Below are 26,807 nucleotides of genomic sequence, written 5' to 3' on the forward strand. Positions count from 1 at the left end.
AGAGCGATCCTCCTGGAAGCAAAACTCATCAATATTCCAGCAAATTGAGCATTTTAGTGGTTGCCTTTATCGCTGCAATAGCCTGGTCGGAATCCAGACCTATCGTAGTAAATCGTTTTTCTTTCAACTCCCAGGTGATAGCGGTGTGGCATAAAGCATCCGTTTTACCTCCGGGAGGGATGGTGACTGTATAATCAACCAGTTTCGCGATGGGCTTGCCCAACCGGTCATAGATGGTATACAGCGCCCGCATAAAGGCATCATACTGGCCATCGCCCGATGCCGATTGTTCAAATTCCTTATCCTCCACACGCAGCCGCAAGGTGGCAACCGAATTGAGTCCCGCGGCAACCGAGAGGCTGTAATTGATGATACGGACTTTTTCTTCGCGCTGTTTGGTATCCAGTACATCGGCGATGATGTAGGGCAGATCCTCTTTGGTAACGGTCTCCTTCCGGTCGCCCAGTTCGTTGATGCGCTGGGTGACAATGCGGAGGCTTTCTGAATCGAGCTCGATGCCAAGCTCATCCAGGTTTTGTTTCAGTGATGCCTTGCCCGCCAGTTTTCCTAAAGCATATTGACGTTTACGGTTAAATCGTTCGGGTGATAGCTTATTGTGATAAAGGTTGTGCTTTTGATCACCGTCGGCATGGATACCACTGGTTTGGGTGAATACCGACTCGCCGATGACTGGCTTATTCTGGGGTATCCGGATGCCAGAGTACGATTCCACAATCTTGCATACGGCATATAAATTCTCCTCCCGAATGTTGGTGTTTAATTGCAAATGGTCTTTGATGACAGCCACGGCGCTGGAAAGGGGCGTGTTTCCGGCTCTTTCACCCAATCCATTCAGCGTAGTATGGATACACCGGATACCCGCCCGGATCGCCTCGTAAATATTAGCTACCGAAAGATCATAATCGTTATGGCCATGGAAATCAAAAGCAACCGACGGAAACCAGTCGATCATCTGTTTGCAAAAGGTATGGGTATTCTGGTGATTCAGGATGCCCAGCGTATCTGGCAGCATAAAACGGCTGACACCATGATCTTTAAGCTGGTCTACCATAAAATAGACGTAATCGGGATCATCCTGGATACCATTGGACCAGTCTTCCAGATAGATGTTCACCCGGAGACCTGCTTTCTGAGCTCGCTCAAGCACCTGGCAAATATCGCCGGAATGTTCCTGTCTGGTCTTCTTCAATTGGTAAGTGCAATGTTTTGCAGATCCTTTGCACAGCAGATTCAACACGGTCCCACCGGAATCCCGTATCCAGTTGATCGAGCGGTCACCATCTACAAACCCCAGGATTTCGATGCGGTCCAGCATATTTTTCTTCTCCGCCCACTGGGTGATCTTTCTGGCTCCTTCCAGCTCACCGACCGAGACCAATGCTGATGCAATTTCTATTCGGTCTACGGCAAGATCTTCCAGGAGCAATTTTGCAATACTCAGTTTCTCCTGGTCGGTAAATGAGACACCAGAGGTCTGCTCTCCGTCACGGAGCGTTGTGTCCAGGAAAAGAATGGTTTCTTCCGATTTCATAACTTAAAAATAAGGATTATCTCTAAGGACGGAGCTGGCAATCGGTCCGGTTGATTTTCAGGGTTAGCATCACTATGGCATGTAATGCATCCATTGTAACCATGCTTCCAGCGCTGGCAGCCAACTTACACCTGCTGCATTCATACCGAATCCATGGCCGCCAAAGGGTATGGTAAATAAACTCGCCGGGACGTGGTGTTCAAGTAATTTTTGGTAATAGTTGATGCTGTTGCGGATGGGTACGGCGGGGTCATCTGCCGCGTGTACCAGGAATGCCGGTGGTGTTTCGTCGTTGACGTTGACGACCGGGTCATGTGCTTCGGCTTCTTGTTCTGAAGGGTCGTTGCCGAGGATTCGATCCCGGGAACCAGAGTGTGCATTCGGCCCGGACATCTGGATGACCGGATAGATCAGGATGGTAAAGTTAGGCCGGGTCGATGAAATTGGTTGGGTGGAGGTCCAGGCTGCCAGATGTCCTCCGGCTGAGAATCCCATGATTCCAACCTTATCCGGGTTGATATGCCATATCGGGGCATTAGACCGTACCAGTTCCAGGGCCCGTTGGGCATCCAGTAAGGGCACCTCCCGGGAAGACACTATTTGTGGTTCGGGCAGGCGGTATTTCAGTACAAAGGCCGCGATTCCTCTTTCCTGGAACCATTTGGCGAAATCGTGCCCTTCGTGACGGATAGCCAGGACCCAATAGCCGCCACCCGGACAGATGATCACCGAGGCTCCGGTCGCTTTATCCGGTGAAGGCAGGTAAACGAAAAGTTCCGGCTCGGACACATTGGTCACCAGGTAATGCCCGTTTTCATTGATTGAACTGCTCTCATTCAATTCAATGGTTGGCAGGTTGAAAGGAATCTTGCCTTCGTAGAGAGGAATTGAATCAACAGACTGAGCCTCAATGGTTTCAAATTGAAATATCATCGCCAGAGATAAGATTATGAGTTGAAAGTTTGTTTTCATCGATTGACAGACTTTTTAGGTGTGTTGAAACGGTAGGATTAACGATCGTGAATGGGCCCCGGTCGGTCCTTCAGGAAAGTGCCCTGCCTGTCACGCATTACGGCGATGATCTCGCCCGCAATGGAGAGTGCAATTTCTTCCGGGGATTCTGCTCCAATATCCAATCCAACCGGAGCATGAAGATTGGCAAGGTGTTCCAGATGGACCGGTGGTTGGGATTTCTCCAGCTCATCCTGCATTTTCAACATTCTTTTTTTAGGGCCAAGCAAACCGAGGTAGGGGAACGGCTTGCCAATAAAATGTTTCAATAAGGTCAGATCGATTTTATAATCGTGTGACATCAGGATCACCGCAGAATAGTCATCCAGAGGCAATTGTTTGATGGTTTCGTAATCATGGATTTTATCTGCAAATTCATAGGCGTATTTACTTAATTTCCTCGCTTTGCCGGCTACATGGACTTCCCAGTTCAACTCATGCCCGATACTGACGAAGGCATTGACATCGTAATTATCACCAATGCAGACCAACTTGATTCGTGGCCGGACAAACTCGAGGAGGAGATCATACTGATCCTGTGTCCCGGTCGTGATGGTCCGGACCAATGATTTGCGCGATTCCTTGCATTCATTAGTCCAGTATTCAAGGGTTGAAATGTCAAATCCAATGGAATCTGCAAAAGCGTCAGCATCATTTTCCATAGCCAGCTGACCCAGCGGATGCTTGTCACCCCGGGGTACGGAAATGATTTGGTATAAAACGGTAGGTGCACGCCGGTTACGGACCTGTTTCAATAATTCCACCGGATTGGATGCATCATTCATCCTTACCGGTGTAAACAGCACATCGATGCGTCCATTGCAACCCAATCCGATTCCAATCTGATGGGCGTCATCGTCTAGTGTATCGTAAATGACAACTGAACTTTCGTCACGGGCGATGGCGATCTGTGCTCTTTTAAGGGCATCGCCTTCCAGACAGCCACCGCTGATACCACCGGTCCAGAAACCACTGGTACTTACCAGTAAGCGGGCACCTATGCGACGGTAGGCAGATTCCTCCACACGTACGACGGTGGCTAAAGCCACCTGCTCTTTGGCCCAGTCAATAGCATCGTAGGCTTGAATGATTTTGTTGATCTCTTTCAACGAAACAGGATTATTGCAATTTTTGTCGAGGAGGTGATGCGGAAAGGTAAAATGAACGGGTTAAAAATACATCCTTCAGGTTAATATCGGTTTACCTTTGGACATTTATTTCGTTACTCCGTGTAAAAGCTAAACCATAAAATCATGATTTCCGTCGAAGATGCAATAGCGATACTCGATCAGCATATCCGTGATTTTGGAATTGTGACCGTCGACCTGGATGAGGCCTGGAACCGTGTGCTCCGGGAGGACATTTATGCTGATCGCCCGATGCCGCCTTACGACCGGGTTACGATGGATGGTATTGCGATTCTGCATAAGCAATACGCTATGGGACAAATTACATTCCCGATTGAGTCTGTCGCAGCTGCCGGCGCTGTCCGGCAGCGACTCGATGATGGTATGCATTGCATAGAAGTTATGACCGGTGCCATCTTACCTTTGGGTACGGATACGGTGGTCCGTTATGAAGATCTGGAGATTCGGGATGGATCAGCTCATATCATGCATCCGGTCAAGGAAGGCCAGAATATCCATTATCAGGGTGAGGACCGGAAGTCTGGTGAACTTTTAATACCGTCAGGAACGGTATTTTCTCCGGCTGAAATAGGCGTTGCCGCTTCTGCTGGTAAAGCCCGGGTACAAGTATCCCAGCTGCCGCGTATTCTGCTGATATCTACTGGAAATGAACTGGTAGATATTCACCAAGAACCACAACCGCATCAGATACGAAAGTCTAATGTGTATCGCATCGCATCAACCCTGAAATCGTTGCGTTTAGAGCCGGAAATCATCCATCTTGACGATGATCTGGAAGAAATTATAAAGGTGCTTAAACCGGCAATTACGGAATACGATATTCTATTGTTAAGCGGTGGCGTGTCCAAGGGTAAATTTGACTTTTTACCCGAAGCACTGGAATCACTTGGTGTGGTAAAACATTTTCACCGTATCACCCAGCGCCCCGGTAAACCTTTCTGGTTCGGAAGCCATCCCACCGGCTCCACGGTGTTTGCATTCCCGGGTAACCCGATTTCCTCGTTCCTGTGCACGCAGGCTTATTTTATGCCCTGGATGAAAAAGTCTATGGGTTTTCCCGAATATACGCAACCAAAGGCGATCCTTGCCGAGGATGTAGTGTTTAAGCCGGATCTGACCTATTATCTGGAAGTAACGGTATTATTTGGGGATGACGGCCGATTAATGGCCATTCCCAGAAATGGTCACGGGTCCGGTGATCTTGCCAATCTGCTGAGAGCCGATGCATTTGTCAAATTGCCCCGTGGCCAGGACCTATTTGAGGCGGGAGCTGTATATCCATTGATTCCTTTCCGCAATTTCATTGGATGTTGAAAATCAGTAATAAGGTGAAATAGGGGTATTTGGTGGTTTGGATGAACCCTGTCGAAGGCCGGTAGTGCCGGATAAGAAAAGTCGATTCGGAGAGATACCTGGAAGGATTATTGATCCGCCATCTGCTTTCGGTAAGAATTTGGAAATAGTTGTAGTGCAATTCTACAGGGATCTTTCGAGTCTTATTGGAATAACCCTGGATGAAACTGCATTGATCCATCAGTGTTTGGAAAAACCGTTTGGTTTGTTTTATTTCTACACCCAGCTGAGATATAGAATCACCGCTGGTCGCCAGATAAATGGCCAGAACATCTTGCGAACGCAATCTCAGCTTGGGAAAATAGCTGCTGTCGACCTGGAATTTGAAATTCGTCACGCCATAGCGATCATCGATCTCCGGATGCTCAGGAAGAGTATCGATCCATTTGGCGATGCTGGTTATCGTTTTTTTCTTGAAGGCATGACGGATGATTTTATAGTGCAAGATATCCCGGACCTGTCCTTGTGAAGTCATTGGTCCCCCTAAAATTATACAAGCCACAATGCCAAAAGCCAGAAGCCTGCCTCTGTAAAGTGTATTGAAAAAACCCCCGGAACTCAAGATGTAGTCGTCATAAAACATTGACTAAACAAGGTAAGCAATGAACCATCAATCCGGATGGGGACCCAGGTAATTCTCGCAATAGTAAATCCGGAAATGCCGGACTACCTGGTCATTCCGGTAAACATCAATATCCCTGAGGAACCTGACGGATGTGAAATGTTTTTTCAACAAAGAGGGAATCGGGTGGGATTCCCGGTCGCGAAGTCCTGGGTTTGAATCAATGAACAGGCCATCTTTACCGGTCAGTGCTTCCAGATCTTCTCCCAGATAATCAAAATGCAATGCGGGCCTTCCTAAAATATTCTCAGCATAATAAATGCGATTGTTGATGAATCGCAGGACGGCCGTGGTCTTATAACCATCTGCAGAAAATACAAATGCCGCGGGGTACTGCTGTTCAAGTGAATCGACCTGAGTAGCCAGATCTTCCCAGCCAAACCAGGTATCGTCGGAGTGAATGGGTACCAGATAAAAGACGACTTCGAGGGTTAGCAGGAGATGTAATACCAGGGCAAAATAAAAATGTCCTTTGAACCAACCTTTCGTAAGTAATGGTGCAGCCATGATGAGGCCTGTGAGATAAGCAGGCATGACCCAGTTGATCTTGACCCAGTAAAGCAAACCAATAGCTGCAAAACCGAACACAAAAGGAGCAGTGAAAACAAACTGAAACCAGCTATCCGGAGTCAGTTTATTACGAAACCAATTCACCAGATTATGATAGAGCTGCACCCAGATTGGAATCAGCAAAAATGGAGAGGCGACTCCCAGTTGAGATCCCAGATGTCCGAAAAACAGTCCGGGGTCCAGTCGTTTAATGGTTGCTGCCCGTTCACCGGATTGAAATAAGAAGGATACGAAATGATGCTCTGCATTCCAGATGAAAACCGGCGACATGACTCCAATTGCAATCAGGGTAGCGAGGTATGGTCCCGGTGAGCGATACAATCGACGAAAGGATTTGGAGAATAACAATGCTCCATGCATGCCTAGTAAGATCCATAATCCGGTGTATTTGCTGTCAAACGTGAAACCTGCCAGCAATCCGGTCAGAATCCAGAATACCGGATGGTTACCCAGAAATGCTTTGCGCATAGCGACCAGCGCCCAGACCCAACTCAGGAGAAGTGGTACATCCGGTGTTGTATTAAATGCAAGGAGCAGGATCATCGGACTTGCACCCAGCCAGGCGGACAGATAGAGACTTTCCACCCGGGTAGTGAACGTGCGGAAGAGTTGGTAGGCCCCAATTTGAATCCCGATGGTAGCCAGCCAGTCCATGGCTTTCAATACAATTACAGAATGACTATTCAGGAACAGATGGAAGAAACGAATTAGCCAGGATACACCCGGTGGATGATCGAAATAGGAGAGGGATGGATGCATGGCATACAAGTGGTAATAAGCATCCTGGGGCATGATTCCCAACCAGGGAATCCAGACCAGATGCCAGGCATTAAAAAGCAGCAGGATCTTCCAGATCGTAGATTCCGGAAGGGGAGGATTTTCTCCGGTTCTGAGTGTTAAGAAATTAATCATTTATTCTTTTGCTCCTGATTTTTATGAACATGCTTTCTCCGGTTATACTTTTCCCATCCTGCAGGGAAGGTTAAAATTCAATTATAGCATTCATTGTTAAAGATAAAATGTAAGCTGTTTGTAATAGGTAAGAATGTAATTCTCTCCTTTGAACTATCTATTTTTGTCCAAATTCTCAGCCATGAAGACCAAAATTAACATCCTGCTACTCCTCCTTTCATTGATCATGCTCACGGTCGCCTGTCGTCAGGCAGCACCCGAGGAGGGGTCCACTGAAGTCATAACCTATCCACGTGTTCAGGATTGGGCAAAAGATGCTGTTGTTTATGAAGTCAATGTCCGCCAATACACCCCCGAAGGGACTTTCCGGGCATTTATAGAACATTTGCCGCGACTGAAAGCAATGGGTGTTGATCTTTTATGGTTTATGCCGATCCATCCGATCAGTATGACCAACCGCAAGCAGGGACTCGGTAGTTATTATGCCGCATCGGATTACAAAGCGATCAACCCGGAGTTTGGTACAATGGAAGATTTTGATGCGATGGTCACTGCGGTTCACCAACTTGGGATGCATATGATCATCGACTGGGTTCCCAATCACACCGGATGGGACCATGTATGGATCAAAGCACATCCGGACTGGTATACCCAGGACTCACTGGGAAACATCGTCGATCCGATTAATCCGGAAACCGGTGAAAGCTGGGGTTGGACCGATGTCGCCGACTTGAATTACGACAATCAGGATATGCGCCTGGAGATGATCTCGGATATGCTTTTCTGGGTTGACCAGCACAAGGTTGATGGATTCCGTTGCGATGTAGCGCATGGTGTGCCCAATGATTTTTGGGAACAATGCCGTGATTCAATTTACAAGCGTCAGGCGCTGTTTATGCTGGCGGAGTCTGAAATTCCTGCAAATCGCAACAATGGTATGTTTGTAATGACTTATGCCTGGGCTTTCCATCATCTGATGAATGATATAGCTCAGGGGCATCGCCATGTAAATTCCATAGATACCATGTTGGCTGAATCCCGGGTTCGATTTCAGAAAGGCTATGGGATGTACTTTACCTCCAACCACGATGAAAATACCTGGGCAGGAACTGAGTTCGAGCGTATGGGAGATGCAGCGGAAGTGATGTCGGTTTTAAGTTTCACCATTGACGGGATGCCTTTGATCTACAGTGGTCAGGAGGAACCCTTACGCAAACGGCTGCGCTTCTTCGAAAAGGACACCATACCATTCAGTACCTTTGCCATCGCACCCATGTATCAAAAGCTTACAGCCCTCCGACATCAGATGTCTTGCCTGGAGACCCATGTGGAAGGGAATACCGCAGCCGTAAGAATTAATGTATCTGAAGATGTTTATGCGTTTGAGCGGGGCAATGACATGGATAAGATTGTGGTCATACTCAACTTGTCTCCGAAGCCACAGGAAACAACATTAACCAGCAGTTATGAAGGTTTGTACAACCTTTTTGACCAGGATGGGCCGGAGGCGATCCCTGCCGGTCAGGCCATTGCCCTGGATCCCTGGGACTATAAAGTGTACACCAATAAACCTATCCAATAAAGTTTTGTTTTCTATGTCTGGAAGAAAGGTGGAACGCTGTTTCACCTTTTTTTGTTTGAAAAGCTTTGAAATATGATAATCTTGAAATAAGCTTGCACCGTTTTTGCTAATCAAGGAAGAAAATTTCGATCATGAGCAACGATGTTACCAGATATTCGGATACGGATCTTGAAATGTTCAAAGATGTTATTGACAAGAAACTTGCCCTTGCGCGTGAGAATCTTCATGACCTGCAAAGTCAGATGAACGACCTGGCTGAAAACTCATTTGACGACTTTGGTGGTGACTATATGGATGACTCGGAAACCAATACCGAGATGGAATACCTGAACAATATGATCATCCGGCAGAAAAAGTACATCCAGGATCTGGAAAATGCGCTGATACGCATTACCAACAAGACCTATGGTATTTGTGTCGTTACGGGTAAGCTGATCGATAAGAAAAGATTGATGGCGGTACCACATGCTACCAAATCCATGGAAGCAAAAATGTCTCAACCTCCCTCTTCTTCTTCCGGTTCTTCCTCGTCCATTTCATCTCGTTCGGAGTACAATGAGACTACGACAATGGGAGAAGAAGATATGGATTGATTTTCAGGACTCTTCAGTTCCAGATTCAGGCAAATTCTTAATCGGATTATCCCCACAGGAGGGATTCCGGCAATAGAGTGAGAAGAACTGGGTTTTACAGATTACCAGCCCAGTAGATAAGCAAAGATCAATGGAGCTACAATTGTGGCATCCGACTCAATCACAAATTTTGGCGTATCCACTTCCAGTTTACCCCAGGTTATTTTTTCATTTGGAACAGCTCCGGAATAGGAACCAAAGCTGGTCGTACTGTCACTGATCTGGCAGAAGTAGGACCAGCAAGGGACGTTGTCCAAAGCTAGGTCCTGGTGCAGCATGGGGACGACGCAGATAGGGAAATCCCCGGCAATACCGCCACCGATTTGGAAAAATCCAATACCATTATCTCCGGCATTTTCCTGGTACCATTTGGCCAGCATGATCATGTATTCAATACCTGATTTGAGGATGTGGGGTTCAAATAATCCTTCGATGCAGTGTGAGGCAAAGAAATTTCCGGTCGTGGAGTCTTCCCAACCCGGTACAATGATGGGAAGGTTCTTCTCACAGGCAGCCAGTACCCAACTGTTCTTGGGGTCAACCTCATAGGCTCCTTCGATCATGCCCTCCCGGATGATCTGGTAGAGAAATTCATGTGGGAAATAACGTTTACCTTCTTTATAGGCCCGGGTCCATACTTTGATGAGGTGTTCTTCTACTCGGCGCATGGCTTCTTCTTCCGGGATGCAGGTGTCTGTAACCCGGTTGAAATGATGATCCAGCAGTTCTTTTTCATCAATGGGACTGAGATCCCGGTAGTGGGGTATCCGCTTGTAATGTGAATGGGCGGTCAGGTTAAATATGTCTTCTTCCAGGTTGGCACCGGTGCAGGTGATAATTTGCACTTTATCCTGACGGATCATCTCAGCCAGGGATATTCCCAGTTCTGCAGTACTCATTGCGCCAGCCAGGGTGATCATCATTTTATTACCCTGTTGGAGTTGTTGTTCATAGGCTTTGGCAGCGTCAACCAGGGTAGCCGCATTGAAATGGAGGTAATGCTTCTGAATGAATTGCGAGATGGGTCCTTTCATGATTTTGATTTCCGTAGTTTGTTCAATAGCCTAATATATTCAACATTTCATCGGGGACTTGTTCATTGCGGAATACCCTTTCTACAAAATTTCCCTTGATGTCCCGGTCGATGATGATGTGTTGTGGTGATGGGATGAGGCAGTGTTTGATCCCGCCGTATCCGCTGATGGCATCCTGATAGGCGCCAGTATGGAAGAAGCCGAGATAGAGCGGCTCTTCGTCATCATTTCTGAAGACAGGCAACAGAACCTGTTGATTCAGGTCTTCCGAATTGTAATAGTCCGAATGGTCGCATGAAATTCCTCCAATGTTTACCCGGGTATATTCATTATCCCATTTGTTGATGGGCAATAGAATGAATTTTTCAAAAATACCCCAGCTATCCGGGATGGTGTTCATGAGGCTGTTGTTCACGATATACCAGATCTCCGTGTCATTCTGTTTCTTCTGTGCGATCACCTCAAAGATGGTAGCTCCGGACTCCCCGACCGTATATTTCCCAAATTCAGTAAAAATGTCGGGTTCTTCAATCCCGTCTTCTTCACATGCCTCCTTGATATTGCGTACGATCTCGTTGGTCATGTATTTGTAATCGTACTCAAAACCAAGTGAGTTCCGGATCGGAAATCCGCCACCGATATTCAGTGCGGTCAGGGTCGGGCACATCTTCTTAAGCTCGGCAAAAACCTTCAATGCTTTTTTGAATTCACCCCAGTAATAAAGGGTATCCCGGATTCCGGTATCGACGAAGAAATGCAGCATTTTCAATTCTACATTTTTCTTCTTCTTGATTTGATCCTTGTAAAACTGAATGATCTCCGAATTCCGAATGCCAAGCCGGGAGGTATAATAAGCGGACTGGGGTTCCTCATCGATGGCCATCCGCAATCCGATTTTGACGGGATTCTTCTGCAATTTCAGCAGCTTGTTCAGCTCCGCAACATTGTCCAGGATAGGAATTGAATTGACAAAACCTTCATTCTGGAGCATTACAATTTTTTCGAGGTAGGAGTCTGTCTTGTAACCATTATGGATAAGCATCACGTCCTTGGAGATCTGGCCATTGGCATAAAGCTTTTGGATCAGATCAATATCAAAGGAAGAGGAAGTCTCCAGATGCACATCATGCTTGAGCGCTTCCGAAATAACGTGGTTAAAATGGCAACACTTGGTACAATAACAATAGTAATAATTACCCCGGTAGCCGTATGCCTTGATCGACCTATTGAAAAAGTTCTTCGCTTTTTTAATTTGATCGCCAATACGGGGCAGGTAGGTTAATTTAAATGGTGTACCGTATTTCTCAATTAAGTATTTCAGGGAGAGTCCGTGAAAGGTCAGATAACCATCTCGAATGTCAAATCCATCTTGTGGGAAAAAATAGGTTTGATCAATCAGGTCGAAGTACTTATTCTTCATTTAACAAATTGAATGACAATGATTTAAATGTTCAACCTTGACCTTCTACAAAGGTGCATTTTCAGACGCCCCAAATTTAGGTAAAATGTGGGTTTTGCGGCCCATAAAATTTAGGAGCTTTATGATTTTCAAGAATTGGATCATCCTGGCAGTACCGCAGCTATGGCATCAATTTCGATCTTAAAACCATAATGTAATTCAGGGACCGGAACTACCGTGCGGGCAGGCTTGTGGTCTCCAAAATAATCTTTGTATTTGGCATTCACCTCGCTCCATAAGCTGATATCCGAGATATAAACAGTAGTACGGATGACTGCATCACGTGCGCTTCCTGCAGCCTGGAGGATAGCTTCCAGATTTCCGAATATGGCATTGAGCTGATCCTGCATGCTGCCCAATACTTTTTCACCTTTCTCTGGCAAAATGGGCAACAGACCTGAAATATATACTGTTTCTCCATGGATAACTGCCTGACTGTAATGGCCTCCCGGAGTAGCTGCAGTGGATGTATAAACTGGTTGAAGCATGATAACTGGAATTATAAGTCGTTGAATCAGGAATATTATTCATTGTGGTAAGACTCCCCCCGGATGATCGTGCAGGCCCGGTATAATTGCTCGGTAAAGATCAGCCGTGCCAATAGATGAGAGTAAGTCATCCTGGAAAGAGATAGTTTCTGATCAGCCCGTGCATAAGCTTCCGGTGAGAAACCATAAGCTCCGCCGATAAGAAATACCATACGTTTTCCGGTGTGCACAGCCAGTGACTTCTCCAGCCATCCGGCGAAGGCAACAGAGGTGAATTCCTTGCCTTTTTCATCCAGCAGAATGAGCATGTCCTGAGGCTTCAGGCTGGATTCGATAACCTGCCACTCATCCGATTTGATTTGTTCCGGCAGGTTTTTATTTCGGTACTTAATTTGGTGGAAGACCTGGTAGTCAAACCGGTAATAATGCCGGATTCGCTGGCTGAAAGCTTCTATACCCTCATCAAGGAATTCAAATTTTTGCTTACCGATAGCCCAGAGTGCAAATGCCATGCTTTAGGTGGTCGGATTTTGAATGCTGGTGCGATGCGCAAAATGAGCTTTTACCGCATCTTCACTGGCTTCGGCTTGCCTTCGCATACCCAGGTGGATCATGGCGTTGTAAAGGTCATGAAGGTGTTTGATGGGTTGTGTGCCGGCATACTGTTCCAGATGATGGATCAGCACGGGAGTCAGCAATTGTTCGATATCTTCTGGTGTCCATTGTTGATGCCAGAAAGAAAGAACCTGCCGGATGATCCGCAGATCTTCCAGTCCGGAAAGCCACATTTGCAATTTTTCCCTATCCCCTGTCCAGATCAACAAAATAGTACGGATTCTCAGGGTGTTTTCGTCCGGTTCAACAGGTTTATTCAACCAGTGTTCGACTTGTTCTGACGCATTCGGGTCGTGTTCCAATAACCAGAAAAGACCGGGAAGCATACGCTGGCGCTGCACCGTTTGCCAAAAATAAGGCCACAGTTGCTGATAGAATGCCTCATCCAGTTTGATCATCATCATCGCCCAGGTGAGTTGTTCACGGAACTGTGCATCGGTCTGTGTGTCCTCGTATAAAATCAAAGCCACTTGCTGGAGGACAAGGTATAGTTCATGGTCCTGGAGGTATTGCACAAAAGACTTGAGATGGATACGGTGAGCAGGATGCTCCTGAAAATAGGCTTTCAGCGGGTGGCCCTCCAGGATGTATAATAGCCACAAAGCATGGAGATGGGTCCTGAATTGGACCTGGGTGGAATGCATCAGCACCAGTTCAGTGATCTTGTCCAGGCTTACCTGCTGGGTGTAGAGCAGGCGGTATCCGTTTCGTGCCGGATCGATGACCTGATAATGGATACTGCTGATCACTTCCATGATGTGATCAATGATCTCTTCACGCAGCAGGGGAGGGATTCCTTTCTCAAGGAGCGCCTCGGTGGCAAAATACCAGTGTTTCTGCAGGGTAATGATTCCACCATGGGCTTCTTCCACCGATTTATGAATCAGGTAACGTATTTTCCGGTAGATTGCCAGCAGCAATGCTCCTGCCTCCCTCCATTTTTCCAAAGCGGTGAAATCCCTGGATTGATCGACCAGCTGGCTCAGAACATTGCATAATTCATCGCATTTTCGCTTGGTTATGTGCGGCAATGTTGTGGTTGGCTTAAATAGTTGATAGAGCAGTTGGTCATACTTGATAAACTCATCCTCAGAGGCAATCTTATGCGCGAAAGTCAGCTTGAGTTCGTGTTGCAGCTGCCTGTTTTTCTGGGCCTGTTGCCGGACGAAAAGACGCAATTCATCGGCACTCATTGCGTCAATGATTTGCTGAAAGCTGGGCCCGGCAGCGGTTTTGGTTTGCTTGCGTTGCTCGGCTTTGGCTTTTCTCCTGCTTTTCTGCAGTTCCGCGAACTGGCGGTAAGCAAAAAGGGCCATGATAACATGAGGGCAGAGTTTGTTAGCCTGGAAGGTCTGGCAATCACACGTGTATTTCCGGATGGTCGCATTACGGATAACCAGTTCCACTTCGAGCTCTTTGGACCGTTCTTCGATCACAGTGCGGTATAAGCCTTTGCCCATGGATTGAATGACGGGGACATCTGCTAATGCATCCCAGGCCTGTTCCGCTTGCAGGAGAACAGATTCTGGAACTTGAGCTTCGAATGCTTCTATTGGATTGTTTTTCAATTCCATAACCACGTCAACCTACAAATATACGTTATCAAAGGAGAATTGAATGAAGCCTTTGTGTTTCTTCATTTTGCCCATTGCGTCATTTAATCCGATATTTGCAGTACAAAGCAGTTGTATGCGCGAAATTTATCTTATTCGTCATGCTAAGTCCAGTTGGGAATTTACCTCCATCCCGGACATTGATCGCCCACTGAATCAACGTGGATTACGGGATGCCAAGGTCATGGCAAAATATCTCAATAAAAATGGAGTAAAACTGGATGCTTTGGTGGTCAGCCCGGCCAAACGGGCACTCATGACAGCCAGTTTTTTTGTGGATATACTTGCTCCGGAAAAATTCATCACAGATAAGAAACTGTATCTGGCGGACACAGATTCTATCTATAATGTGCTGTTCGGACTGGATGAAAACTGGCATTCCGTAGGCATGATTGGCCACAATCCTGGATTTACCATGTTTGCCAATGACTTTGCGGATAAGCTCATTGACAATGTACCCACCACGGGGATTGTCCATTTGTCAAGCTCGGCAGCTTCCTGGGCAGAAGTGGACACCAGTAACACGAAGTTGATGCATTTCTGGACACCTAAAAAAATCCTGCGGTGAAACAGGTATGGTGGTTTATTCCGTTATTCTTTCTGTTCCAATGCGGTCATGAGACACGTCCGCCTTATGAGCAATTGTCGGATTCTACTTATGTCAACCTGATTATTGATATGAGCATTGCAGATGTCGCCGTAAACAGGGAGTCAAACCGGAATATTGATAGCCTGCGAGAAGTATTTTTACAAACCATGGGTGAGAACTATCACCTGGACAGCACGCAGGTAACTGAAGCCATCAAATACCTGGAAAAAGACCTTCCCCGCATGAAAAAAATTTACGAGCAGGTGAGCGAAGAATTGAACAAAAGGATTGACAGTCTGTCAAAAGCGAAATAAAATATAATCATTTCTTAATATATTCATAATCTAAGCCGGTCAGGAAGTGCCTATTTTCACCCCTGGAAAAGAAGACATGTCATGGAATCGGACAACACACGGATCTTACTGGTTGATGATGAGGAAGATATACTCGAATTCCTCAACTACAATCTTACCAAAGCCGGATATCAGGTAGATACGGCTGAAAATGGAAAGACAGCCCTGCAGAAAACGGCCAAAACACCTTACGATCTGATCATCCTGGACATTATGATGCCCGAGATGGACGGAGTCGAAGTGTGCCGGGAGATCAGGAACCAGGAGACGAACCGCGATTCACTGATAGCATTCCTGACTGCCAGAAGCGAAGACTTTACCCAGATCGCCGCCCTTGATTCCGGCGGTGACGATTTCATAACCAAGCCCATAAAACCCGGAGTTTTTTTGAGTCGAATTCAGGCACTGCTGCGCCGTAAAAAACGATCAGAAGATGATGATGCAGGTCTGGTCCTCACATTCGGTGACTTACGCATCGATAAGGAGAAGCTGGAGGTATACGAAAGGGACGAGTTGATCCACCTAGCAAAGAAGGAGTTTGAATTGTTGTACCTTCTGGTGTCCAAACCCGGTAAAGTATTCAACCGTGATGAAATCCTTCAGAAGGTATGGGGTTCAGATGTGATTGTTACCAACCGAACGGTTGACGTGCATATCCGCAAATTGCGCGAGAAGATTGGTGATGATTACATCAAAACGATCAAAGGAGTCGGTTATAAATTTGATTATTGATGTTTAAAAACCTGACCATCAGGGCAGTGGCTTTATTGACTTCAGTGGTCATTCTGCTGCTCATCCTACTATTGTATCTGGTCTATACGAAAGTTCCGTCCATGGGGGAGGTCCAATGGGTAAGCAGTCTCATTTTGTTGGTGATTGCCTACGTATTGATCTTTTTTACCATGATGTTTTTCCTGGATAAATTCATCTACCGGAAAATAAAAGTGATTTATAAGGTCATTCATAAATCCAAAGTATCGACTGGAAAGAAGATTGATTCCGACGAAAACATCATCCAGAATGTGGAGCGTGAAGTAGCGGAATGGGCTGCCGACCAACAGCGTCAGATTGACACACTGAAGGCGCTGGAGACGTACCGCAGGGATTTTGTAGGTAATATTTCACACGAATTAAAAACACCCATCTTCAATATTCAGGGCTATCTGCACACCTTACTGGAAGGAGGCCTGCAGGATGAGACCATCAATCTAAAGTACCTGGAGCGAGCCGTAGCCAATGTGGAACGGCTGCAAAACATCGTGCAGGACCTGGATACCATATCAAAACTCGAATCCGGAGCGATGATCCTGGACATCACTGCATTCGACATAAGGATATTGGTACAGGAGGTATTGGAACATCTGGAGATGCAGGCCGCAAAGAAAAAGATCGCCATTGGTTTTAAAGAAGGAGCGGATAAATCCTTTAAAGTGAAAGCGGACCGGGAAGCCATCCGTCAGGTTTTCATCAATCTGATCTCCAATGCTATTAAATACGGGAACCCCGGAGGGTACGTACGGGTATCCTTTTACGACATGCACGCGTATGTGCTGATCGAGATTGCCGATAATGGTATCGGAATCTCCGAAAAACACCTGCCACACTTGTTTGACCGTTTTTACCGGGTGGAAAAGAGCCGCTCCAGAGCAGAAGGTGGCACGGGTTTGGGCCTCTCTATAGTTAAACACATTATTGAAGCGCATAAGCAGACCATCAACGTGCGCAGTACACCTCACTTGGGATCTACATTTGGATTTACACTGGAGAAAGCCTGATGGGAATCAATCCAGGTTCAATGCCTCCGTTTTAACTGTGGAGTCCGCAGCAGAATCTACTTTGGTCGCCATCACGGGTTGAGTCTGATCGATCGGGGCTACGATTTTGGTATCAATCATACTCCGGATCTGGTCCTTCACCACATTGAAAGCAGGCAAGTCATCCTTAGCCATTGGTTCAGGGGGAGGGAAGTTCAGCTTCAATGGGTCGATTTGTTTTCCATTTTTCCAGAAACGATAGCAGACATGGGGACCGGTGGCCAGTCCGGTGGAACCAACATAGCCGATGGTCTGCCCCTGGCGTACCCGTACTCCAGGCCTTATGCCGGAAGCGAATCCTTTCATGTGCAGGTATTGCGTCTCAAAGGTTTTGTCATGGCGGATCTTCACAAAGTTACCATTGCCTTTGGTGTAGGAAGCCATGATCACAGTGCCGTCTGCCGTGGCCTGAATGGGCGTGCCGTAATTTGCAGCAAAATCGGTCCCGAGATGGGCCCGGCGTATTTTCAGCACCGGATGAAACCGACTGGGGTTATAGCGGCTAGAGATACGATACTTGGCACTGATCGGGGACATCAGGAACTGACGAACCATAGGCCTGCCCTGACCGTCAAAGTATCCATGATACTTTTCATTTTCATAATAATAAGCGTAATACTCCTGCCCTCCGGTAGCGAAATAGGCGCCCAGTAGTTTACCCACGCCCGAGGGTTGGCCGTCAATGTATTCCTTTTCATAGACCAGTTTGTACACATCTCCGTGCTGGACATAATCAAAACTGATCACCCAGCCTAATGCTTCTTCCATTTTGGTGATCAGACTGTATGCAACCCCGCTTGAGGCCATGGCAACCCATAATGAACTTTCAATAGAGCCTTCGTCATAAACCAATTGAAGTTCACGGGGGCGTTCCACTACTTTGATGTCGTTCTGGAAGCCAAGATCGTAAATGACGTATTTACGGGAGTCAGGTTCATAGATGAAATAGAGAGGCGCGGTGGCGGTATCGCGGTAGACGAGCGCATAATTATTGCCTTCCCGCATGTTCCGGGTGCTGGCAATCTTGCTTTTGTCGGAACCGAACTGAACTTGTTCGGCAGCCTGTGCTATTTCAAAAACTTTCTGGGAACTGATACCGGCATCATTCAGAATATCGGATAAAAACTGATTGCGTTTAATGACTCCACTGTCTACAATGAATGAATCCAGGTCAAAGCCATAACTGAGTAACTTGGGGTGTACCTCCGTCATTTCAACGGCTTCTGGCTCAGTTTGTTGGTGTTTGTAGCTGCTATAGAAATTAGGAATGAGTAATACGGCAGCCAGAATAAATACCAGGACGGAGAGGATAATCCAAAAACTTTTCTGCATATGCTTCCGGTTTTGATCGGTGGCAAAAAAATCATGCCAACTCTGATAATCAATTTACCTTTAACAATAAAAGATCGCCAAAAATAGGGAGCTATCTTAAGCAAATCAAATATATATATTTATAATTTATTGATATTGTTAATATATAGGTCGCATGATTCCATATCGTAAGACCTGGAATGTCGCGGGTACGGTACTGGATTTCTCAACGCCGCGAATCATGGGTATTCTGAACATCACCGAAGATTCATTTTACGATGGCGGGCTCTACCAGGATGAGGCAGGTTTCAAAAACAAGGTTCTCCAAATGGTGGAGGAAGGAGCTGATATCCTCGATCTGGGCGCCATGTCTTCCCGTCCCGGTGCCATCGAATTGCCCGTCGAAACGGAGATCGAACGCCTGTTACAGGCTCTGAGGTGGATGCGCGAACTGGGCATTGATTGTTTCATTTCCGTAGACACCTATCGTGCAGACGTTCTGCGGGCCGCGCTGGATCATGGGGCACACATCTGTAACGACATCAGCGGTGGACTGTTGGATAGCGGCCTGTGGGGTGTGCTGGCAGAATACAAAGTCCCTTACATTTTAATGCATATGGCCGGGCAGCCGCAAAACATGCAAAATGCCCCTCATTACCAGGATGTAACCAATGACATCCTACAGTTTTTCATTACCAGGATCAATGCGCTTCATGGACTTGGGATATACGATATCCTGGTCGATCCGGGATTTGGATTTGGCAAGACCATTGAGCACAATTATACCATTTTGCAGGACTTGAATGCCTTTCATCTCACCAACAAGCCCATTTTAGTGGGCATCTCGAGAAAATCCATGATCTACCGGCCGTTGAAGACCACCCCAGATGTTGTTTTGCCGGGAACATCAGCGCTCCATTTTGCCGCTCTGGAACGAGGAGCGGATGTTTTGCGCGTGCATGATGTAGCTGCCGCCCGCCAGGTAATCACTGTGTTTGAGCAACTTAAAACAGGCTAACCTCGTTTTTAGTGTACTTTTGTGGTAAACATTTGTTAATTACTCCGTCCGGGATAATCAACCCTGTACTTCCGGTGTTTGGAGTGTGAGTACAGATCTTGAACTTCATGAATGCTGCGCCGGAGCCATATCGGAAGAATCGCAAATGGGTACGTGTACTCAGTGGGCTTCTTTTGATTCTGGTGCTGGTCCCGGTATTTCTTACCGTAGCAATCCAAATTCCGGTTGTTCAGAATTGGGCTAAAAATAAGGTGACGAATTATGCTTCAGGCCGGCTGGGCGTGGAGGTCCGACTTGACCAGGTTGATCTTGATATTTTTCAGCACATCTATCTCAACGGATTGTATGTAGCATCGCCTTATTCTGGCCAGGATACATTACTCACCGTAAGTAAATTCCGCGTGGATCTGGCAGCCGGGCTTTTTTCACTGTTACGGCAAAATTTGCAGATTGAAGATGTCCAGTTGCAAAAACTGAAAGCGACCATCATCATTGACTCCACCAGTAACAGCTTCTCCAAACTGATGGAGAAATGGAATTCGGTACAAGTTCAAAACCAGGATACTACGGCGGGAAAGCCTTCTTCCTTTAAACTTTCAGTACATGGCATAGATTGTTCGGATTGTGAGGTGAAGATGGTCAACCATTTCAATTTCAGTACCCAGACATTTGCATTTTCTGATCTGGCCCTGGATGCGAAGACCATTGACCTTAAGGAGAATGAATTTGAGTTCAAGTCATTCAAGGCAACCAAACCCTATGTCTTCATTGAAAAATACGGTACGGGACCAGATGTCGTGGAGACAGAAGGTTTGCCTCCAGTGTTCACGGATACACTTGCCAAAAAACCAGCTCAGTTCAGGATTGATCATGTGATCTTAAATGAGGGTCACTTTCAATTGGAAGACCGTCGCTATGGACCTGATGGGGGCGGGGGTATTGACTACCACCATATGGATGTAACCGAAATTGAACTGGATGCGGATGACTTATCCATCGCCGACCTGGATTTTACGGGAACATTAAACCAACTGACTGCCAAAAGTACCGGAGGTTTTATGATCAGGCAGCTGTCCTGTCCACAGGTCTCCGTTACCTCTAAAAAGGTAGATTTGCCTGGGTTTCAACTGCAAACCGGGAAAAGCCTTATTCAGGATACACTTCGGTTTTATTACCAGGAATATCCGGACTGGTTAAGTTTTGTTGACCGGGTGCGTATGGATTTCCAGATAGGAAGGTCATCACTTGGACTCGAAGACCTTATTTACTTTGCCCCGGCACTTGGCAATGTTTCTTTTTTCAATGACAACAAACAGGAGACCGTAGATATCTCGGGTCGTGTTCAGGGACCGGTGTCCCATTTGAATGCGGACAATCTGGATCTGCAAATTCAGAACCTTTTTGCACTGAGCGGAGATGTTTCTTCCCGCAATATCCAGGAAAGTGAACGTACACTGCTCAATGTGAAACTGGAAAAGCTGCAAACCCAGATGTCTACCATTCGCAAACTGTTCAGGGGAATGCAACTGCCTGCTGAATTTGATAAGCTGGCCACGCTTAACTTTACGGGTCGTTTTGATGGCTACTACCAGGATTTCGTGGCCTATGGGGCGCTAACCACCGCATTGGGTAGGGCAGAAATGGATATGAGACTGAATGCGACCCGGGGCAGGGATGCCGCCGAATATTCCGGGCAACTTCAGTTGATTGACTTTGATCTGGGAAAGTGGGTAGGTCAGTCTGACCTGGGGAAGGTGAGTTTATCGGCCGAGGTAAAAGATGGGAAGGGATTGCGAAAAGAAAACCTTGATGCCCTGATTGATGCCAACGTATCCAGTCTGGTCTTTCGAGGCTATCAATACCGGAATGCGATCATGAAAGGGCGTTTGCAACGCAACCGTTTCGATGGGGATTTTTCCATCGCCGACGCCAATATAGATCTGTCTTTCAATGGTTTGGTGGACTTCAGCGACACCATACCTGATCTGGTATTCAATGCCCGCATAGAGCGCTTATCAACATTGCCACTTCATTTGACCAAAGCGGAGATGGATATCTCCGGAGGTTTGCGCATGAATATTCGCGGTATTGATCCGAACCGGTTTGTTGGGGAGGTGGTTGCAGAAAATCTTCTGATCGAGAAGAGTTTTACAGAAAATTATGCACTACGCCAGTTGAAGATCCAGGCCCGCAATCAGAACAATTTGCGTTTTTTGACCGTGGATTCTGACCTCGGCAGTGGATCCATGCAGGGCGATTTCCAGTTGACCAAAACCATTCCGTTCCTGAAAAAATCGTTTAACCAGTATTACCCGGACTACGGTGCCAAGTTTGGCTGGGATAGTGTACAGGTCACGGAAATCCCCACCTTCTTTACCATGGATTTTCAATTGGTGGACGCCAAGACCTGGTTTAATTTGTTTGATCTGCCCATTCGCAATGTCCATAACGCCAGTATCAATACCCATTTTGACAACCGGAACGGGACGTTCACTTCGCGGGTTCAGGTGCCATCGCTGGACTGGGATAAGAGTTCCTTCCAAAACATCGCCTTTACCTGGAATGGAACGCCGGATTCCACCGAATTTAAGTTACAATTGGACAGCAGCCATTTATCGCCAACAGTCCCGCTCGATTACCTGTACGTTAACGGAAGGATCGAAAATAATCGCACGCATTTCCAGGTACAAACGGCGGATCTGGTTCGGGTGCTGGATGGCATTAACATCTCGGGTGAGTTTGAACCTTCAGCCAAAGGTTATGATATCTGGTTAAATCCCCAGGGCCTGACCTTATTCGGTACCCCCTGGGAATTATCCAAAGACAACCATATCTTTCTTGGCAACCGGGAAATAGCACTGGATAATTTTATCCTCTCCTCAAAACGTCAATCCATCGAGTTACGCAATGAGGGGCCCCAGGGATTGATCGCAGACATTAAATCATTTCCGGTCGGATGGATCGACAGCATCTGGGTTTACGATAAACTGAACTTCGGTGGGAAAGCAGACCTGTATTTTTCCATGAAGAACATCTTTGAATGGAAAGATCTGAATGTCAAGGGTGAAATGGATAGTTTACAGATCAACGGAGATCCATACGGCCAGGTCTTTTTGTCCATTTCCCAGGCTACAACCGCAGATGCTTATGCCGCATTTTTGAAAATCGAGGACACCGACAAACGGCTTTCACTGAGTGGGTTTATGCATCCCAAGTCTCCGTCAAACCCTGAGATGACTGTAGACCTGAAAGGCACCATCACCAAATATCCTTTAAAGATCGGGGAGTATTTTCTGGCTGGCAGTATTGCTGAAACCACCGGTACCATGGATGGGGATATTACCATTACAGGCCCTGTGTCAAAGATGAATATGCTAGGAACTGCCAAGATCCGGCAGGGAGAGACCAAGATCGTATACCTGGGTACCAAATATTACATGTATGATCAAACCGTCAATATCCGGGAAAATATCTTTGATTTTACGGGCATGCAGCTGAGTGATGCTCTTGGGAACCGGGCCACCGCAACGGGGGGCATTGAACATGACCATCTGAAAAATTTCCGCCTGAATGCACGTATCCTCTCGCCCAAGATCATGGCTCTGAATACAACCAAGCAGGATAACAATCTCTATTACGGTAAGGCTATCGGGCGCCTGGATTGTACTTTTCGCGGGCCTTTTAATGCCGTAGATATCTATGTCAATGCTTCAACAGGTGCCGGCACAATATTAAGCGTACCGATCAGTTACGCTACCACCACCAGCAGCGATGACTTTATCACGTTCGTGTCTTTCGATTCCACGCAAAACAGTGCACCCAATCGCACGGTTTCACGGGAAGGCCTTGATTTCCGAATGGACCTGGCCGTAACGGAGGAGGCGGAAATAAACATCATTTTTGATGAGGCCAAGGGCGACGTTATTCGTGGTAAAGGTACAGCCAACCTCCAGATTGAAATGGCCCGGTCCGGACAATTTGAAATGCGCGGGCTCTATGAGATCTCCCAGGGTAACTATCTGTTTACCTATGGCGTAATCAATAAACCATTCATCGTTTACCGCGGAGGGACCATACGCTGGACCGGAGATCCTTATGCTGCCGAGATCAACCTGGATGCCGAATACCGGGGGTTGCAGGCCAATATGGCCAATTTCCTGGCTGAATATGCCAATCAGATCTCTTCTACCAATTCCTACAACATCAACACACCGGTTCAGTTGATCCTGCACCTGACCGGGGATTTGTTGCATCCGAATATCTCCTTTGATCTGGGTTTCCCTGAATTGACTGGTGAATTAAAGTCCTATGCCGACGCTAAACTGAATGTACTCAAGTCGGATCCAAACGCACTGAACAATCAGGTTTTAAGCTTATTCCTGTTTGGGAATTTCCTGCCCAGCAACAACATCACCCTCAGTAACCAGTTCTTCTCCAATTCCGGGGCGAATACCCTGAGTCAGTGGGTTTCCAATCAGTTGTCAATCTTTTTGACTGATCTGATATCCGAAGCGGTATCCGATTATGGGTTTATTTCCGGTGTTGATTTTGATGTGAACTGGAACTTATACTCCCAGCTGAATACCTCAGCCGAGCGGGCCATTACCCAGGGAGGATCTGAAGTCCAGTTGCATTTCCGCAACCGTCTGTTCAACGACCGCCTGGCCTTGAATTTCGGGGCAAATTTTGTGAATGACTCTCCCATTAACGGCACCTATATTGCCGGAGACTTTTCATTGGAGTACTACATTACCAAAGACCGGCGTCTGGCATTGCGATTGTACCAGCGCCCGGAAGAAACGATCGAAGGACGCCGCAACAAATTTGGTATGGGTCTGACATACCGCAAAGAGTTCGACAACATCTTTGACTTCAAAAAACACCTTTCAGAGGACATTGGGAAGGCAGTAGGCAGCGATAAATCCAGCTTCTAGATCAGCGTATTGACACGTTGTCTCAGCAGATGGTCCAGAATAACCAGCGCGGCCATCGCTTCCACAATGGGTACCGCACGCGGAACGACACAAGGATCGTGTCTGCCTTTGCCTTTGACCGTCGTAGGCTTGCCTTCCTGATCGATCGATTCCTGATCCTGCATGATGGTTGCTACCGGTTTGAAGGCACAACGAAAATAAATGTCCATGCCGTTGCTAATGCCTCCCTGTATTCCGCCGGAGAGATTGGTTTTGGTGGTGACCTTCCCTCCCTCTGAGACGAACAAATCATTGTGCTGTGAACCTTTTAACTGTACGCCGTTAAAACCTGAACCGTACTCAAATCCCTTGCAAGCATTGATACTGAGCATGGCCTTACCCAGGTCTGCGTGGAGTTTGTCAAAAACGGGTTCTCCCAGCCCTACCGGACAACCTGTGATCACACCCGTTACAATTCCTCCGATCGTATCTCCCTGCTTACGAATGTCCCGGATCAGCGTTTCCATCGCTTCAGCAGTGTTCCGGTCTGCACAGCGCACCGGATTTTGTTCGATGTAGGAGCGGTCAATTTCTGTATCTGCCGGAATACGGATCGAACCAACCTGGCTCGTATAAGCGTATATCTCTATGCCGAAATGGGATAATACCTGCCGGGCGATGGCCCCGGCTGCAACCCGTGCGGCAGTCTCCCGTGCTGAGCTTCGTCCACCGCCACGGTAGTCACGGATTCCATATTTCTCCTGGTACGTAAAATCGGCATGAGAAGGGCGGAATTGATCCTTGATGTGGCTATAGTCCTTGGATTTCTGATCCTCATTGTGCAGGACCATGGCGATTGGCGTGCCCGTGGTCTTTCCTTCGAACAGCCCGGACAGGATCTGTACTTCGTCGGCTTCATTGCGCTGGGTCACGATGGCAGACTGACCGGGGCGCCGGCGATTCATCTCTTGCTGGATAAGCGAGAGGTCTATGGAAAATCCCGGAGGGCAGCCATCGATGATAACACCAATTGCGGTCCCGTGCGATTCACCAAATGTGGAAATCCTGAATGCATGTCCAAATATATTTCCTCCCATCCTTGCCTGGTTTGCAATGTGCTGACAAAGTTAACATATTACTGTTGCCGGAGGATATACCGGCCTTTGAAGTGCAAATCACATTTCTTGGGCGACAAGATAATAGGCCCCGCATTCTTTTTCCCTTCCCCGGACTACCCGGTTGCCTTTCAGGGAGCCATGGGTTTCGGTAACTACGGTGACCTGACCTTCCCGCCCCTCTTTTTCATAAAAAATGACCACCCAATCTGACGTTTTACCCAGGTTGTGTGCCCGGCTGGTATTGGAGTAGAGTGCAGTAAAGGACCAATCATCCTCTTCCAGATGCATGACCGGTAACCAGGCTTTACCTTCCGGATTGAACCTCTTTGGCGCAATCAAACGGAGTTTCCCGGCCGCTGCTTTATGACGGTAAACGTCATCTACCTTCAGGATCGTTGCGACGGAAGGCTCACTTTTAATCACCCTATTTTCGGGGTTTAAACGGGTGACCCTACGGGCGAGTAAGCCTTCAAGGCTCCATTTTAGAGCATCAATACGGCGCTTGCCAAAACCGGGGACTGTTGAGAGCCGTCCGTCATGAGCAGCCGTCTCGAGATCTTGCAGGGTATGAATATCCAGGTGATGTACGATGCGTTCGGCCAACTGTGGTCCTATGCCCGGAAGATGGGCAAACTGTTCTTCTGCAGTTACCGACCCTTTTAATCGCTCCAGTACCACCGACTTACCCGTCCGGACAACTTCCTCAATCAACCGGGCCAATCGTTCACCGATGTATGGCAGAGATTGTAAAGTTAGCCCGTCACCCGACCGGATGATGTCCCGGATAGGAAAATCCAGTCTTTCAACGTATTGAGCAGCAGAACGGTAAGCACGCACACGATGTGGGTTAGCTTCCTGGATCTCCAACAGGTTAGCAATTTCGTCCAGGATAATAGCAATGTGTTTATTAGTAATCTCCCTCATTATCAATTATTTATGGGTTGTATTCAGAGTTAGCAGTTCAACGTCTAATCATCAATGATGGTAATCATGATACAGGAGAATTTGGAATAATAATAGGTATAGGCAGTGATACAGGTCATTGGATAGTCTCAAAATTCCCCGTAATGTTAAATATCAAATTTGTTAATGGGATATGG

Annotated in this window: 21 protein-coding genes and 1 pseudogene; 9 read left to right on the forward strand and 13 right to left on the reverse strand. The window is 47.0% G+C overall.

Annotated elements, in window-relative coordinates; all coding sequences use genetic code 11:
* Window positions 1-28: 28 nt before the first annotated feature.
* The 3 genes from H6570_05950 to H6570_05960 form a co-directional block, all read right to left on the reverse strand.
* Window positions 29-1,552, reverse strand: coding sequence for a 2-isopropylmalate synthase (locus H6570_05950; protein MCB9318803.1), 1,524 nt, complete (start codon window positions 1,550-1,552; stop codon window positions 29-31).
* Between the two features lie 72 nt (window positions 1,553-1,624).
* Window positions 1,625-2,524 carry an alpha/beta hydrolase gene (locus H6570_05955; protein MCB9318804.1) on the reverse strand — a complete coding sequence of 300 codons (900 nt, stop codon included), beginning with the start codon at window positions 2,522-2,524 and terminating at the stop codon, window positions 1,625-1,627.
* A 38-nt stretch (window positions 2,525-2,562) separates the two neighbouring features.
* A complete protein-coding gene (locus H6570_05960; protein MCB9318805.1) occupies window positions 2,563-3,672 on the reverse strand; it encodes an XdhC family protein in 1,110 nt (369 codons plus the stop codon).
* A gap of 144 nt (window positions 3,673-3,816) precedes the next feature.
* Here H6570_05960 and H6570_05965 point away from each other — a divergent pair, with 144 nt between their 5' ends.
* Window positions 3,817-5,025, forward strand: coding sequence for a molybdopterin molybdotransferase MoeA (locus H6570_05965; GenBank protein ID MCB9318806.1), 1,209 nt, complete (start codon window positions 3,817-3,819; stop codon window positions 5,023-5,025).
* Here H6570_05965 and H6570_05970 read toward each other — a convergent pair.
* The gene (locus H6570_05970; GenBank protein ID MCB9318807.1) at window positions 5,012-5,539 is read right to left on the reverse strand and encodes a hypothetical protein; all 528 of its coding nucleotides are present in this window, start codon (window positions 5,537-5,539) and stop codon (window positions 5,012-5,014) included. The two genes, H6570_05965 and H6570_05970, sit on opposite strands and share 14 nt — an antisense overlap.
* Window positions 5,540-5,674: 135 nt before the next feature.
* Window positions 5,675-7,168, reverse strand: coding sequence for a glycosyltransferase family 39 protein (locus H6570_05975; GenBank protein ID MCB9318808.1), 1,494 nt, complete (start codon window positions 7,166-7,168; stop codon window positions 5,675-5,677).
* Window positions 7,169-7,349: 181 nt separating this feature from the next.
* Here H6570_05975 and H6570_05980 point away from each other — a divergent pair, with 181 nt between their 5' ends.
* Together H6570_05980 and H6570_05985 are read left to right on the forward strand one after the other, a co-directional pair.
* Window positions 7,350-8,750, forward strand: coding sequence for an alpha-amylase (locus tag H6570_05980; protein MCB9318809.1), 1,401 nt, complete (start codon window positions 7,350-7,352; stop codon window positions 8,748-8,750).
* 131 nt (window positions 8,751-8,881) lie between these two features.
* Window positions 8,882-9,250 (forward strand): annotated as a pseudogene (locus H6570_05985) (TraR/DksA family transcriptional regulator).
* Between the two features lie 194 nt (window positions 9,251-9,444).
* On the opposite strand, the gene H6570_05990 reads toward H6570_05985, so the two are convergent.
* The 5 genes from H6570_05990 to H6570_06010 all read right to left on the reverse strand — a co-directional run bounded on the left by H6570_05990 (window position 9,445) and on the right by H6570_06010 (window position 14,552).
* On the reverse strand, window positions 9,445-10,419 hold the full coding sequence (locus tag H6570_05990) for a deoxyhypusine synthase family protein (GenBank protein MCB9318810.1): 975 nt from the start codon (window positions 10,417-10,419) through the stop codon (window positions 9,445-9,447).
* 19 nt (window positions 10,420-10,438) lie between these two features.
* Window positions 10,439-11,836 (reverse strand): arginine decarboxylase, encoded by a 1,398-nt coding sequence (locus tag H6570_05995; protein MCB9318811.1) that lies wholly within the window; start codon window positions 11,834-11,836, stop codon window positions 10,439-10,441.
* Window positions 11,837-11,976: 140 nt separating this feature from the next.
* Complete coding sequence (locus H6570_06000) at window positions 11,977-12,363, reverse strand: RidA family protein (protein MCB9318812.1); 387 nt, start codon at window positions 12,361-12,363, stop codon at window positions 11,977-11,979.
* 35 nt (window positions 12,364-12,398) lie between these two features.
* Window positions 12,399-12,875: a 23S rRNA (pseudouridine(1915)-N(3))-methyltransferase RlmH gene (locus H6570_06005; protein MCB9318813.1), complete on the reverse strand. Its 477-nt coding sequence runs from the start codon at window positions 12,873-12,875 to the stop codon at window positions 12,399-12,401.
* Window positions 12,876-12,878: 3 nt separating this feature from the next.
* Window positions 12,879-14,552 (reverse strand): SWIM zinc finger family protein, encoded by a 1,674-nt coding sequence (locus tag H6570_06010; protein MCB9318814.1) that lies wholly within the window; start codon window positions 14,550-14,552, stop codon window positions 12,879-12,881.
* A 115-nt stretch (window positions 14,553-14,667) separates the two neighbouring features.
* On the opposite strand from H6570_06010, the gene H6570_06015 reads away from it, so the two are divergent.
* From H6570_06015 to H6570_06030, 4 genes are all read left to right on the forward strand, one after another.
* Window positions 14,668-15,159, forward strand: coding sequence for a histidine phosphatase family protein (locus tag H6570_06015; protein ID MCB9318815.1), 492 nt, complete (start codon window positions 14,668-14,670; stop codon window positions 15,157-15,159).
* Window positions 15,156-15,494 carry a DUF4296 domain-containing protein gene (locus tag H6570_06020; GenBank protein MCB9318816.1) on the forward strand — a complete coding sequence of 113 codons (339 nt, stop codon included), beginning with the start codon at window positions 15,156-15,158 and terminating at the stop codon, window positions 15,492-15,494. Before H6570_06015 ends, H6570_06020 begins: the two co-directional genes overlap by 4 nt.
* A gap of 81 nt (window positions 15,495-15,575) precedes the next feature.
* Window positions 15,576-16,265 (forward strand): response regulator transcription factor, encoded by a 690-nt coding sequence (locus H6570_06025; GenBank protein ID MCB9318817.1) that lies wholly within the window; start codon window positions 15,576-15,578, stop codon window positions 16,263-16,265.
* The gene (locus H6570_06030) at window positions 16,265-17,308 is read left to right on the forward strand and encodes a sensor histidine kinase (protein MCB9318818.1); all 1,044 of its coding nucleotides are present in this window, start codon (window positions 16,265-16,267) and stop codon (window positions 17,306-17,308) included. The genes H6570_06025 and H6570_06030 overlap by 1 nt, the downstream gene beginning before the upstream one ends.
* Window positions 17,309-17,314: 6 nt before the next feature.
* Here H6570_06030 and H6570_06035 read toward each other — a convergent pair whose 3' ends face one another.
* A complete protein-coding gene (locus H6570_06035; GenBank protein MCB9318819.1) occupies window positions 17,315-18,679 on the reverse strand; it encodes a peptidoglycan DD-metalloendopeptidase family protein in 1,365 nt (454 codons plus the stop codon).
* Window positions 18,680-18,833: 154 nt separating this feature from the next.
* Between H6570_06035 and folP the strand changes: the two genes are divergently transcribed.
* Window positions 18,834-19,676 (forward strand): dihydropteroate synthase, encoded by an 843-nt coding sequence (gene folP / locus H6570_06040; protein ID MCB9318820.1) that lies wholly within the window; start codon window positions 18,834-18,836, stop codon window positions 19,674-19,676.
* A 107-nt stretch (window positions 19,677-19,783) separates the two neighbouring features.
* Window positions 19,784-24,610, forward strand: a complete 4,827-nt coding sequence (locus tag H6570_06045) for a translocation/assembly module TamB (protein ID MCB9318821.1) — start codon at window positions 19,784-19,786, stop codon at window positions 24,608-24,610.
* Here the strand turns inward: H6570_06045 and aroC are convergent.
* Window positions 24,607-25,686, reverse strand: coding sequence for a chorismate synthase (aroC, locus tag H6570_06050; GenBank protein MCB9318822.1), 1,080 nt, complete (start codon window positions 25,684-25,686; stop codon window positions 24,607-24,609). The genes H6570_06045 and aroC overlap by 4 nt on opposite strands.
* Window positions 25,687-25,764: 78 nt before the next feature.
* Window positions 25,765-26,631 (reverse strand): DNA-binding protein, encoded by an 867-nt coding sequence (locus H6570_06055; GenBank protein ID MCB9318823.1) that lies wholly within the window; start codon window positions 26,629-26,631, stop codon window positions 25,765-25,767.
* Between the last annotated feature and the right edge of the window lie 176 nt (window positions 26,632-26,807).

This window comes from Lewinellaceae bacterium (genome assembly GCA_020636135.1).
GTDB lineage: Bacteria > Bacteroidota > Bacteroidia > Chitinophagales > Saprospiraceae > JAGQXC01.

Bases quoted from the DNA above. Each gene is read 5' to 3' on its own strand.
- folP (MCB9318820.1), top strand. From the start codon at position 18,834: ATGATTCCATATCGTAAGACCTGGAATGTCGCGGGTACGGTACTGGAT.
- H6570_06000 (MCB9318812.1), bottom strand. From the start codon at position 12,363: ATGCTTCAACCAGTTTATACATCCACTGCAGCTACTCCGGGAGGCCAT.
- H6570_05955 (MCB9318804.1), bottom strand. From the start codon at position 2,524: ATGAAAACAAACTTTCAACTCATAATCTTATCTCTGGCGATGATATTT.
- H6570_05975 (MCB9318808.1), bottom strand. From the start codon at position 7,168: ATGATTAATTTCTTAACACTCAGAACCGGAGAAAATCCTCCCCTTCCG.
- H6570_05950 (MCB9318803.1), bottom strand. From the start codon at position 1,552: ATGAAATCGGAAGAAACCATTCTTTTCCTGGACACAACGCTCCGTGAC.
- H6570_06035 (MCB9318819.1), bottom strand. From the start codon at position 18,679: ATGCAGAAAAGTTTTTGGATTATCCTCTCCGTCCTGGTATTTATTCTG.
- H6570_05965 (MCB9318806.1), top strand. From the start codon at position 3,817: ATGATTTCCGTCGAAGATGCAATAGCGATACTCGATCAGCATATCCGT.
- aroC (MCB9318822.1), bottom strand. From the start codon at position 25,686: ATGGGAGGAAATATATTTGGACATGCATTCAGGATTTCCACATTTGGT.
- H6570_06030 (MCB9318818.1), top strand. From the start codon at position 16,265: ATGTTTAAAAACCTGACCATCAGGGCAGTGGCTTTATTGACTTCAGTG.
- H6570_06055 (MCB9318823.1), bottom strand. From the start codon at position 26,631: ATGAGGGAGATTACTAATAAACACATTGCTATTATCCTGGACGAAATT.
- H6570_06005 (MCB9318813.1), bottom strand. From the start codon at position 12,875: ATGGCATTTGCACTCTGGGCTATCGGTAAGCAAAAATTTGAATTCCTT.
- H6570_06025 (MCB9318817.1), top strand. From the start codon at position 15,576: ATGGAATCGGACAACACACGGATCTTACTGGTTGATGATGAGGAAGAT.
- H6570_05980 (MCB9318809.1), top strand. From the start codon at position 7,350: ATGAAGACCAAAATTAACATCCTGCTACTCCTCCTTTCATTGATCATG.
- H6570_05970 (MCB9318807.1), bottom strand. From the start codon at position 5,539: ATGACTTCACAAGGACAGGTCCGGGATATCTTGCACTATAAAATCATC.
- H6570_06010 (MCB9318814.1), bottom strand. From the start codon at position 14,552: ATGGAATTGAAAAACAATCCAATAGAAGCATTCGAAGCTCAAGTTCCA.
- H6570_06015 (MCB9318815.1), top strand. From the start codon at position 14,668: ATGCGCGAAATTTATCTTATTCGTCATGCTAAGTCCAGTTGGGAATTT.
- H6570_06045 (MCB9318821.1), top strand. From the start codon at position 19,784: ATGAATGCTGCGCCGGAGCCATATCGGAAGAATCGCAAATGGGTACGT.
- H6570_05995 (MCB9318811.1), bottom strand. From the start codon at position 11,836: ATGAAGAATAAGTACTTCGACCTGATTGATCAAACCTATTTTTTCCCA.